Here is an 11,635-nt window from a genome sequence, read left to right as displayed (position 1 = left end):
TATGGCGGCGCGGTACCCCCACCCCTTACCCCTCCCCTCAAGGGGGAGGGGGATGTTCGGGCGCACCACCTTTCTTCCCTCCCCCTTGAGGGGAGGGATCGAGGGTGGGGGTCGCAGGCGGAGCCTGCAAAAAAATCATATGCGATTGCCCTGCCATCCACCGAGGCAGGTTCATGTCCTTCTCCGGCAGATACAGCCTTGAGGGCTGCGTCGCATCCGTCCTGTTCATCGTGCTCTTTGCCGTGCTGATGATCCAGATCTTCGGCCGCACGCCGCTCTTCACCGGTCCCGTGTGGACCGAGGAAGCGGCGCGCTGGATCTGGGTCTGGATGGCCCTGGTCGGCATTGCCGAGGTCGAACGCACGAACGGCCAGTTGAGAATGGGGTTCGTCGCGGACACCCTGCCCGTGCGCTGGCGGCGGACACTGTTCCTGGTCATCGACGCCGTCTATCTCGGCATCGTCGCCCATCTCGTCTGGATCTCCTACAAGACGGTGCTGCGCACCTGGAACAACGAGGCGGTGAGCCTGCCGGCAACCGATGCGGTGCTCTATGCCTCCGGCCTTGTCGCCACGGTGCTCATCCTGCACCGCATCGCCCGCAGGGTGCTGTCGTTCGTGCGTTCCGACACGCCGGAGGAGGCCCGATGATCCTTGCCACCATCGGCCTTGCCTGGCTCGTCATGGTTCTCGTCGGCGTGCCGATCGGCGTCGCCATGATCTTCGTATCGATGGGCTATTTCTACTGGTCAGGCATGGGGCTCGCCTTCGCCATGCAGCGCATGGTCGACGGGCTGAACAGCTTCCCCCTGCTCGCCGTGCCGCTGTTCATCCTGGCCGCCGCGATCCTCAACTCGGCCGGCATCACGCGGCATCTTTTCGGCTTCGCCCGCGCCCTCGTGGGACACATCACCGGCGGCCTCGGCCATGTCAACGTGCTCGCCTCGCTGTTCTTCTCCGGCATGTCCGGCTCGGCACTTGCCGATGCCGGCGGCCTCGGCAAGATGGAGATCGAATCCATGCGCGAGGCGGGCTACGACGACGATTTTTCCGGCGCGGTGACGGCCGCCTCCTCGATGATCGGACCGCTCGTGCCGCCGTCGATCACCATGGTGCTCTACGGCGTCGTCTCCAACACGTCGATCGGCAAGCTCTTCCTGGGCGGCATCGTGCCCGGCGTCCTGTGCGCGCTGGCACTGATGGTCATGGTCTACGCCATCGCCCGGCGCAGGGACTACCCGCGCGATCCGCGCCATGGCACCGGCGAGATCGCCACGCTCTTCGTAAAATCCTTTCCGGCGCTGGCCACGCCCGCCGTCATTGTCGGCGGCATCTTCAGCGGCCTCTTCTCGCCGACGGAAGCCGCCGCCATCACCGTGCTCTACGCGATCCTCATCGATCTCGTGTTCTACCAGGAGCTCACATTCCGTCGTCTGTGGGACGCCATCTACGAGACAACCGCCACATCGGCCTCCATCGCCACCATCGTCGCCGGCGTCGGCCTGCTCGGCTTCATCCTGGCACGCGAGCAGGCGCCGCAGCAGATCGCCCAGCTCTTCCTCGCCATCGCCGATGGTCCCCTGAGCTTCCTGATCGCGGTCAATTTGATGATCTTCGTGCTCGGCTGCTTCATCGAGTCCCTCGTCATCCTGCTCATCGTGGTGCCGATCCTCGTGCCAGTGGCGATGGGGTTCGGCATCGACCCGATCCATTTCGGCATCATCGTCGTGCTCAACCTGATGATCTCGATCCTGACACCGCCGATGGGCATGGCGCTCTTCGTGGTGGCGCAGGTGGGCAACGTGCCCTATCACCGGCTTGCGCGCGCCATCCTTCCCTGGCTCATTCCGCCGGTGACCGTGCTGGTGCTGGTCTGTCTGTTCCCCATTCTGGCCACCGGCCTGCCGAGCCTGATGGACTGAGGGAAGGTGCACCCGAGAGGTAGCGCCGCGCGCCCTCCAGCTCAAAGCCGTTTTGCACGGCTTCCTGTCCGGTCCGCATCTGTTCCAGGCCGCCGCTCGCCAATCTCTTGCCGTCCTTCGGCATGCTCCGCGAGGGCAGTCCACAACGGCACGGCGGCGGCGAAGGATGAGGCTTGTAAAACGCGCCGCTTGCTTTACGGTCCGGAAACTTGACACTTAAACAATTACAAGAGGCGTGGCGCGGTGCCGATCCGGATCACCGACAACAACGCCGGGGAAACGATGATTGCGGCCGCCGTTGCGGCGTGCACGCGACGACTTGGGAACTGCACATTAACTGAAGCAACACCAGGAGGAGAGCGGTGATGCAGCCGAGATTTCCGAATGTTCTGGCGACGTCGCTCCGATGGGCGACCGTTGCCCTTGTCGGCACCTGCCTGTCCATGGCGGCAGCGCAACAGGCGAGCGCGAAGACCTTGCGCTTCGCCTTCCAGGGCACGTTGAATGCCCTCGATCCCTATTCACTCAACGAGACCTTCACGCTCGGCATGCTCGGCAACGTGTTCGAAGGGCTGACCCGCCGGGACAAGGACCTCAGCATCATCCCGGGCCTCGCCGAGAGCTGGGAAACGGTCGATCCGCTGCACTGGCGCTTTCACCTGCGCCAGGGCGTCAAATTCGCCAACGGCAACGACTTCAACGCCGACGACGTGATCTTCTCGGCCGAGCGCGTGCTTGCCGAAGGGTCCGACCTCAAGACCCGCATCCCGGCCGATTCCGTCTGGAAGAAGATCGACGACTACACGGTCGAGGTCGAGCTCAAGTCGCCGAACCCGATCCTGCACTACGAGTGGGACACGTGGTACATCATGGACAAGGAATGGGCCGAGGCGGAAGGCGCGGTGAAGCCGATCTCGGCGCGCGACACCAATCCCGGCCCGGCGGCATTCAAGGCCAACGGCACCGGCCCCTTCGTCATCGACAGCCATGAGCCCGGCGTGAAGACCGTCTTCAAGCCGAATCCCGACTGGTGGGGCACGCCCGAGCACAATCTGACGGAGGTCGTCTTCACGCCGATCGCTGCCGACGGCACGCGCGTGGCCGCGCTCCTTGCCGGCGACGTTGACCTGATCGACCCCGTGCCGGTGCAGGACATTCCGCGCGTCAACGCGAATGCGGATACGGAAGCCCTGACCGGGCCGGAACTGCGCGTCATCCATCTGGGCTTCAACCAGATCCGCGACGAGCTGCCGACATCGAACATCAAGGGCAAGAACCCCTTCCACGACCCGAATGTGCGCAAGGCCGTCTATCAGGCCATCGACATCGAGGCCATCAAGGATCGCATCATGCGCGGCCTGGCGACGCCGGTCCCGCTGCTCATCGCCAACGAGCAGTATGCCGGGTCGGGCGACTTCAAGCGCTGGCCATACGATCCGGAGGCGGCCAAGAAGCTGCTGGCCGACGCCGGCTATGCGGACGGCTTCACCGTCGGCATGGATTGCCCGAACGACCGCTACGTCAATGACGAGGCGATCTGCCAGGCGGTGGTGTCGATGCTGGCGCGTGTCGGCGTGACGGTGAACCTCAACGCCCAGCCGAAGGCCCAGTACTTCGCCAAGGTGCTGGCGCCGGGTGGTTACGACACGGATTTCTACCTGCTCGGATGGACCCCCAGCTCCTTCGATTCGTGGAACGTGCTGACCAACCTTGCCGGATGCCGCGACGAGACCGGCGCCGGCGGCCCGTTCAACCTCGGGGGCTACTGCAACGAGAAGGTCGACGAGCTCGCCAGCCAGATCGTCGTCGAGACCGATCAGGCCAAGCGCGACGACCTGATCCACCAGGCCTATACGATCATGACCGAGGAGACCTCGCACATTCCGCTGCATCAGCAGTCGCTCGTGTGGGGCAAGCGCAAGAACATCGATATCGTCCAGCGGCCCGACAACCAGGTGCTGTTCTACTGGGCGACGGTGAACTGAAGCAGAGACCTGAACCGCAGCCCGCGGTCGCCGCGGGCTGCCCCTGCAAAGTCTGACCTCCTGGTTTCATGATCGCATTCGCCATCAAACGGTTCGTCCAGGCGCTCGGCGTCATGCTGGTCGTCGCGCTGATTTCCTTCATGATGTTCCGCTTCGTCGGCGACCCCGTGAACCAGCTCGTCGGCGTCGACACATCGCCGGCGGAGCGCGAGGCGCTGCGCGAGGCGCTCGGGCTCAACGACCCCGTCCTCCTGCAGTTCGGCCGCTTCGTCGTGAAGGCCGCGCAGTTCGATTTCGGCATTTCCTACCAGTTCAAGCAGCCGGTCGCCTCGCTGATCGCCTCGCGCCTGCCGGCGACGCTGGAACTGTCGCTCGTCTCGGCCTTCTTCGCACTGGCGGTCGGCGTGCCCATGGGCGTCTACACCGGGCTCTACCGAAACACCTGGCTGGCGCGCGGCTTCCTCGCCATCAGCCTCGTCGGCGTTTCCCTGCCCACCTTTCTGATCGGCATCCTGCTGATCTTCGTCGTCTCGGTGCATCTCGGCTGGCTGCCCTCCTTCGGGCGTGGGCAGACAGTCAGCCTCTGGGGCGTGTGGAGCACCGGGCTGCTGACGAAATCCGGCCTGCAGTCGCTGATCCTGCCCGCCATCACGCTCGGCCTGTTCCAGATGACGCTGATCATGCGCCTGGTGCGCGGGGAGATGCTGGAGGTGCTGCGCACCGACTACATCAAGTTCGCCCGGGCCCGCGGCCTGTCGCGCCGGGCGATCAACTTCGGCCATGCGCTGAAGAACACGCTGGTGCCCGTCATCACCATCACCGGCCTGCAGCTCGGCTCCATCATCGCCTTCGCCATCATCACGGAGACCGTGTTCCAATGGCCCGGCATGGGCCTGCTCTTCCTCCAGGCGGTGCAGAATGTCGACATCCCGATCATGGCCGCCTACCTGCTCCTGATCGCCTTCCTCTTCGTGCTCATCAACTTCATCGTCGACCTGCTCTACGTGGCAGTCGATCCCCGCATCCGCCTCGGCGGCGCCAGAGGATAGGCCATGGCCGATACATCCGACATGCGCTCGAAGGAACCGGGACGGATCGCGCGGGCGCTCGATTCCGACCTTTGGTATTCGTTCAGCCGTTCGCCGCTGGCGATGATCTCCACCGTCGTGGTCGTCCTCTTCATCGCGGCAGCGCTCCTTGCCCCGCTGATCGCCCCGCACGATCCCTTCGACCCGGCCAACCTGTCGATCCTCGACAGCTTCCTGCCGCCCGCCTGGCTCGACGGCGGCGACCCGCGGTTCCTGCTCGGCACGGACGACCAGGGCCGGGACGTCCTGTCGACCATCCTTTACGGCATGCGCATCTCGCTCGCCGTCGGCTTCGCCAGCGTCATCTTCGCCATGGTGCTCGGCATCACGCTCGGGCTGCTCGCCGGCTATATGGGCGGCTGGGTCGACAGCGTCATCATGCGCATCGCCGACGTCCAGCTCACCTTCCCCGCCATCCTCATCGCGCTGCTGATCAACGGTGTCGCGCGGGCGATGGCGGGTCCGCAGTCCTATGACAAGGTGGTCTTCGTCGTGCTCGTCCTGTCGATCGGCCTCAGCTTCTGGGTGCAGTACGGCCGCACCGTGCGCGGTTCGGTGCTGGTGGAAGCCAACAAGGAATATGTGCTGGCGGCGCGCCTGATCGGCCTCAAGCCGTGGACCATCATGGTCAAGCACGTGCTGCCCAACGTACTGGGTCCGGTGCTGGTGATCGCCACCATCAATCTGGCGCTGGCGATCATCACCGAGGCGACGCTCTCCTTCCTCGGCGTCGGCGTGCCGCCCACGCAGCCTTCGCTTGGAACCCTGATCCGCATCGGCAACGACTTCCTGTTCTCCGGCGAATGGTGGATCACCATCTTCCCCGGCATCACGCTCGCCATCCTGGCGCTCTCCGTCAACCTGCTCGGCGACTGGCTGCGCGACGCATTGAACCCTAAGCTCAGATGACCGAACCGACCCTTTCCGTCCGCAACCTCCGTGTCGAGATTCCCACGCGCCGGGGCGTGCTGACGGCGATCGACGACCTCTCCTTCGACATCGCACCCGGCGAAGTGCTTGGCATGGTCGGCGAATCGGGCGCCGGCAAGTCCATCACCGGTTCGGCGGTGATCGGTCTTCTGGAGCCGCCGGGCCGCATCGCCGGCGGCGAGATCCGGCTCGCCGGCGAGCGCATCGACAATCTCGCGCCCGACCGCATGCGGCGCATCCGCGGAAGGCGCATCGGCATGATCTTCCAGGATCCTCTGACCAGCCTCAACCCGCTCTACCGGATCGGCGACCAGCTCGTCGAAACCATCCTGACGCATCAGCGCGTGACCACCGGCGAAGCGCGGCGGAAGGCCCGCCAGTTGCTGGAGGAGGTCGGCATTCCCGCCGCCGAGACCCGGTTGTCCTCCTATCCGCACCAGTTTTCCGGCGGCATGCGGCAGCGCGTCGTCATCGCCCTGGCGCTCGCCGCCGATCCGGAACTCGTCATCGCCGACGAGCCGACCACGGCGCTCGACGTCTCCGTGCAGGCGCAGATCATCGCGCTCTTGAAGCGGCTCTGCGCGGAGCGCGGCGCGGCGGTGATGCTGATCACCCACGATATGGGCGTCATTGCCGAGACGGCGGATCGGGTCTGCGTGCTCTATGCCGGGCGCCTCGCCGAGATCGGCCCGGTCCGCAACGTGGTCAAGCACCCGCAGCACCCCTACACGATCGGCCTGATGGCGGCGATCCCCTCTCTCTCGGGCGATCCCGACGAGATGCTGGCGCAGATTCCAGGGTCCATGCCCCGGCTCGGCGCCATTCCACCGGGCTGCGCCTTCAATCCGCGCTGCGACTACAGCTTTTCCCGCTGCCGCGCCGAGCGTCCGGAGCCTTATCCGGCGGGAACCAGCCATGCCGCCTGCTTCCTGCATGCCCCGGAGGCGCTTCGCCAGGCGCCGTCCGACATCCTGCAGGCGGCGACGGCCGCCGGCATCAGCCTGCCGAACACGGTCGATGGGGCTTCGTGATGGCGCTCGATGAAACGCTGAACGTGGCCCGATCGAACGAAGCCCGCCCCCTGGTCGAAGTGCGGGGCCTGCGCCGCAGCTTCGACCTGTCGAAGCCGTGGCTCAACCGCCTGATCGAGCGTAGCGGCCGTGTGTCGCTCACCGCCGTCGACGGCGTCGATTTCTCCATACGCGAGGGAGAAACCTATGCGCTGGTCGGCGAATCGGGATCGGGCAAATCAACCATCGCGCGAATGGTGGTCGGCCTCCTGCCGCCCAGCGCCGGCTCCGTCGAGATCGACGGAACCGATGTCTGGGGCAAGAAGAGCCCGGATCAGGAACGGCGCATGCGCCGGAAGATCCAGATGATCTTCCAGGATCCCTTCGCGAGCCTCAATCCGCGCTGGCGCGTCGGCGCCATCATCGCCGAGCCGATCAAGGCGTTCGGCCTGATCGCCGATGCCAGCGACCGAGCCGAGCGGGTGGGCGAGCTCCTGTCGCTCGTCGGCCTCGACCCGCGCGACGGGCAGAAATTCCCGCACGAATTCTCCGGCGGCCAGCGCCAGCGCATCGCCATCGCCCGGGCGCTCGCCTCCGATCCGAAGTTCATCGTCTGCGACGAACCCACTTCGGCGCTCGACGTCTCCGTGCAGGCGCAGGTGCTCAATCTGCTGCGCGACCTGCAGCAGCGCCTCGGCCTCACCTATCTCTTCATCAGCCACAATCTCGCGGTGGTGCGGCATGTGGCGACCCGCGTCGGTGTCCTCTATCTCGGCCGCCTGGTGGAAGAGGCGCCCGCAGCCGAGCTTTTCGCCGCCCCCCAACATCCCTACACGAAGATGCTCCTCGAAGCGGTCCCGGACATCGACATGGAAGGCAAGGAACGGCTGGCGATCGCCGGCGAAATTCCAAACCCGGTCACGCCGCCGCCCGGTTGCCATTTCCACCCGCGCTGCCCGGCGCGGCTTTCCGGGTGCGACCGGGACATTCCGATGCCGCAGCACGTCGGCAACGCCACGGTCCGCTGCCATCTGTTCGACCCGCGTTGAGGCGTTGCGCGGCGGACGACAGAAAAAGCGGGGCGCCGCCTTTCGGTCGGCACCCCGCTCCCAGCCACCCGCCCGGCTGGTAAGCTTCTATTCGCAGAGCGCTTCGAGAGCCGCTTCGTCGACCACTTCGATGGTGCGCGCATTGGTCAGCCGGATCACGCCGTTCGCCTTCAGCTTGGAAAGCATGCGCGAGACCGTCTCGATGGTCAGGCCCAGATAATCGCCGATGTCGTTGCGCGACATCGGCAGCTCGATGTGCCGATCGCCGCCCTGGCGTTCCTGCATGTCGATCAGGAATGCGGCGACGCGCTCGGCGGCGTTCTGCCGTCCGATCACCAGCATGTGCTCCTGAGCGCGCACCAGCGCGGCAAGGGCGGCCGTCAGCGTCTGGCGCCAATTGGCGTCGTTGGCCGGCTGGCGGAAGACACGGATGCCGACGCGGCCGACCGCCTCGGCAAAGAAGTGATGCTGCCCGTCCATCTCGAATCCGAACACCTCGCCCGCCACGTGGAAAGCGCTGATCTGGCGGCGGCCGTCAGCCAGCAGGCGGTAAAGACGCACCATGCCGAACTCGACCTGATAGAGCGCCTTCGCCCGCTCGCCCTGGGCGTAGATTTCCTGGTTGCCGTCGTAAAAGACGACCTGATGCGGCTGGTCGGGAGAAAAGGATGCCGGTGCACCGCGGCTCACGCCGACCCGATTGGCACCCGAAAGGGCACCGACGGGAAAAGTCGAGTTCGTTGCGGCCTGAGCGAGCATCTGATGCCTCCGTCGTTGGATCTGGCATTGAGATTGGCCGCAAAGCCGGTTCCGCGAAATTCGGTTTTATCCCTACGGGATTCTACTTAGATCGCGTTCAAAAAGTCAGAGCGGGATGCGGGCGGAAAACCGCTTCACACTTTTCCTCATCCCGCTCTAGTTGACGGTCCCGCTCAGCAGGTCGTGGACGGCGCGGACCACCGTGCCGCCCAGAAGCGGCTTCTCGATCATCCTCAACCGGGGGTCGGCCGGCGTGTCGACAGGGATGTCGGCGAGCACGATCACCGGTCCACCCTCCTCCAGAAGCGCAGCGACCGGCATCCGCTGCCTTTCGAGGATTTCATGATCGATGATGAGGCAGTGCGCTTTCGGCCGCAGCAGGCGAAGGTCGGTCAACCCGTTGAGCACCTCCACCTCATAACCTTCCGATTCGAGCATGAACCGGAGTGACAATCGAAAGGCCGAATCAGGCGCCACCACAAGTATCGTCGCATGCACGTTCCAGCGTCTCCCATCGCCGGGGAAAGGAAAGGACGGAATTCCCCAGGCTGGCGGACTGTCCTACGGCAGACCGCGGGACGCTTTGCGCTGAATCAAAAGGCGCCGCCGAAAGGTATTTTTACAGGAGGTCGTCCTCGGTGGTGAGCACCATGCGCACCAGCTCGGGCAGGTTCTTCGCCTGCATCTTCATCATGACGTTGGCGCGGTGCACTTCGACCGTGCGCGGGGAGATGTCCAGCTCATAGGCGATCGTCTTGTTGGGCAAGCCCGCGACGATCCGGCTCATGACCTGCCGCTCCCGCTCCGAGAGCTGTTCGAGGCGGCGGCGGATATCCGCGGCGCTCGTCCCCTCGCGCGGCTGCTTGTCAAGCTGCGCAACGGCCCGGGCGATCGCCTCCAGAAGCACACTTTCGGAGAACGGCTTTTCTATGAAATCCAGTGCCCCGGCCTTCATCGCCTCGACAGCCATCGGCACATCGCCATGGCCCGTGATGACGATCGCCGGCAGCATGTGGCCCGCCTCGTTCAGGCGGCGCAGAAGCTCGACGCCGCTCATGTCGGGCATGCGCAGATCGGTGATGAGACAGGCGTTGCGCAGGCCGGCCGCCACGCCAAGGAAGGCGGTCGCCGATTCATGCACGCGGGCGGCATGGCCGGACATTGTGAGAAGAAACGCCAACGACTTGCGCACCGGCTCCTCGTCGTCGACGATATGAATCACCACGTCTTCAGACATCCTGTAATTCCCGTTCTTCCATTGCCGGCAGCGTGAACCGGAACGTCGTGCCGTCCTTGCCGGTGCTGAGCAGGCTGAGCGTTCCCCCGTGCGCCTCGGCGATGCGCTTGGAGATCGCCAGCCCAACGCCCATGCCCCCGCGCTTGGAGGTGATGAACGGCTTGAAGAGATTTTGGGCGATCTCATCCGGCACGCCGATCCCCGTGTCGGACACTTCGATGCTGATCGCCCCGGTCTCGTCGGTTCCGACCTTCACCCCCAGTTCGCGCTTTTCGCTGTTGCGCATCGCCTCCATGGCGTTGCGCATGAGGTTTATGAGGATCTGCTGGATCTGCACCCGGTCGACCATCACCTTGCCGAGTTCGTCGCCGAAATCGAACACGGTGCGCACGCCCAGTTCGCGCGAGCCGACCAGCGCCAGCGCCGCAGCCTCCTCGACGAGGTTATGGACGTCCTCGGGCAGCTTTTCCATGTCGCCGCGCGTGACGAACTCCCGCAGGTGGCGGATGATCTGGCCGGCATGCAGGGTCTGGCGCGCGGTTTCCTCCAGCGCCTCCCGCATCCGTTCGGCGACGGGGTCGGACACGTCCTTCAGCAGCCGGTTGCAGCCCTGCACATAGTTGGCGATCGCCGACAGCGGCTGGTTCAATTCATGGGCCAGCGTCGAGGCCATCTCACCGAGCTCGTTGAGGCGCGCGAGCCGCGCCAGTTCGGCCTGCGCCTCCTCGAGCCGCGCCTCCGATTCGGCGCGCTCCGTCAGGTCGCGGATGAAGCCGGTGAAGAACACCTGTCCGGCGCTCTTCATCTGACCGACGGCGAGCTTCATGGGAAAGGTCGAGCCGTCCTTGCGGCGGCCGACCACCACGCGGTCGATGCCGATGATCCGCCGCTCGCCGGTGCTCATATAGCGTTCGATGTAGCCGTCGTGATGGCTGCGATAGGGCTCCGGCATCAGCATGCTGACGTTGCGGCCCAGCACCTCTTCCTCTTCATAGCCGAACTGGCGCACCGCCGCCTGGTTGAAGGAGACCATCGCGCCGTCCTCGGTGATCACCACGGTGGCGTCCGGCACCGTGTCGAGGATCGATCGCAGGTGGGCATCGCGCGCCTCGAGCTGCTTGCGCATCAGAGCGCCGGACTGGATGGCCCCGCGGGAGGCCGCGCCCACGCTGACCAGCAGCAGCATAAAGAGGACGAAGGCGAGGAAGGCGGGGATCGAGAGCGGCAGGGCAGCCAAAGCGCCGAGCAGAAGCATGGCGGCAGCGGAAAGGCCAGCACCCAGGAAACCGGCCCGACGCCCGCCCAGCATCGCCCCGCCGAGCGCGGTCAGCGCGCCGAGAAACACCATCCATACGCTGCCGGCGGCAGGGTTCGGCCACAGACCCGTGCCCAGCATCAGCGCGCTGCCCGCAACTGCGACGGCATAGCCGGCAAGGACGCTCTTCCCTTCGGTCTCGGTGATTTCCAGTTCGGGCCCCAAAAGCGCCCCTTCCATGCGAGCACTGCCACTTTCGGCACATTATTTCCATGGGACCATGACACCGCAAGTGGCATACCGGTGTGGTGGCGCGAATGCCGCAGGTAAACTGCTTCAAAACAATCGGCAATGTTCGCACAGTTTGTGCGATCACAAAGTAGAACCCCTCTGATCGGGCT

11 protein-coding genes are annotated in these 11,635 nt (G+C 65.2%); 7 read left to right on the top strand and 4 right to left on the bottom strand.

The features are described 5' to 3' along the window. Positions 1-173 precede the first annotated feature (173 nt). From NUU27_RS23425 to NUU27_RS23395, 7 genes are all read left to right on the top strand, one after another. Positions 174-650: a TRAP transporter small permease gene (locus NUU27_RS23425; RefSeq protein ID WP_257764714.1), complete on the top strand. Its 477-nt coding sequence runs from the start codon at positions 174-176 to the stop codon at positions 648-650. Next, positions 647-1,921 (top strand): TRAP transporter large permease, encoded by a 1,275-nt coding sequence (locus NUU27_RS23420; RefSeq protein WP_257764713.1) that lies wholly within the window; start codon positions 647-649, stop codon positions 1,919-1,921. Before NUU27_RS23425 ends, NUU27_RS23420 begins: the two co-directional genes overlap by 4 nt. A gap of 365 nt (positions 1,922-2,286) precedes the next feature. Beyond that, positions 2,287-3,906, top strand: a complete 1,620-nt coding sequence (locus tag NUU27_RS23415) for an ABC transporter substrate-binding protein (RefSeq protein WP_374568024.1) — start codon at positions 2,287-2,289, stop codon at positions 3,904-3,906. A 68-nt stretch (positions 3,907-3,974) separates the two neighbouring features. Then, complete coding sequence (locus tag NUU27_RS23410) at positions 3,975-4,955, top strand: ABC transporter permease (RefSeq protein ID WP_257764712.1); 981 nt, start codon at positions 3,975-3,977, stop codon at positions 4,953-4,955. 3 nt (positions 4,956-4,958) lie between these two features. After that, complete coding sequence (locus NUU27_RS23405) at positions 4,959-5,903, top strand: ABC transporter permease (protein WP_257764711.1); 945 nt, start codon at positions 4,959-4,961, stop codon at positions 5,901-5,903. Continuing rightward, the gene (locus NUU27_RS23400) at positions 5,900-6,955 is read left to right on the top strand and encodes an ABC transporter ATP-binding protein (protein ID WP_257764710.1); all 1,056 of its coding nucleotides are present in this window, start codon (positions 5,900-5,902) and stop codon (positions 6,953-6,955) included. The genes NUU27_RS23405 and NUU27_RS23400 overlap by 4 nt, the downstream gene beginning before the upstream one ends. Beyond that, a complete protein-coding gene (locus NUU27_RS23395) occupies positions 6,955-7,983 on the top strand; it encodes an ABC transporter ATP-binding protein (RefSeq protein WP_257764709.1) in 1,029 nt (342 codons plus the stop codon). The genes NUU27_RS23400 and NUU27_RS23395 overlap by 1 nt, the downstream gene beginning before the upstream one ends. Positions 7,984-8,070: 87 nt before the next feature. On the opposite strand, the gene NUU27_RS23390 is transcribed toward NUU27_RS23395, so the two are convergent. From NUU27_RS23390 to NUU27_RS23375, 4 genes are all read right to left on the bottom strand, one after another. Continuing rightward, a complete protein-coding gene (locus NUU27_RS23390) occupies positions 8,071-8,742 on the bottom strand; it encodes a helix-turn-helix domain-containing protein (protein ID WP_257764708.1) in 672 nt (223 codons plus the stop codon). A gap of 156 nt (positions 8,743-8,898) precedes the next feature. Beyond that, positions 8,899-9,240, bottom strand: coding sequence for a DNA-binding response regulator (locus tag NUU27_RS23385; RefSeq protein WP_257764707.1), 342 nt, complete (start codon positions 9,238-9,240; stop codon positions 8,899-8,901). Positions 9,241-9,361: 121 nt separating this feature from the next. Next, the gene (gene fixJ, locus NUU27_RS23380) at positions 9,362-9,979 is read right to left on the bottom strand and encodes a response regulator FixJ (RefSeq protein ID WP_257764706.1); all 618 of its coding nucleotides are present in this window, start codon (positions 9,977-9,979) and stop codon (positions 9,362-9,364) included. Continuing rightward, complete coding sequence (locus NUU27_RS23375) at positions 9,972-11,474, bottom strand: PAS domain S-box protein (RefSeq protein WP_374568020.1); 1,503 nt, start codon at positions 11,472-11,474, stop codon at positions 9,972-9,974. Before NUU27_RS23375 ends, fixJ begins: the two co-directional genes overlap by 8 nt. Positions 11,475-11,635 lie beyond the last annotated feature (161 nt).

The sequence above is a fragment of the Nitratireductor sp. ZSWI3 genome (assembly GCF_024655565.1).
Taxonomy (GTDB): Bacteria; Pseudomonadota; Alphaproteobacteria; order Rhizobiales; family Rhizobiaceae; genus Nitratireductor.
Note: the sequence above shows the minus strand (reverse complement) of the source record. Positions and strands in the feature narration are given on the sequence as shown.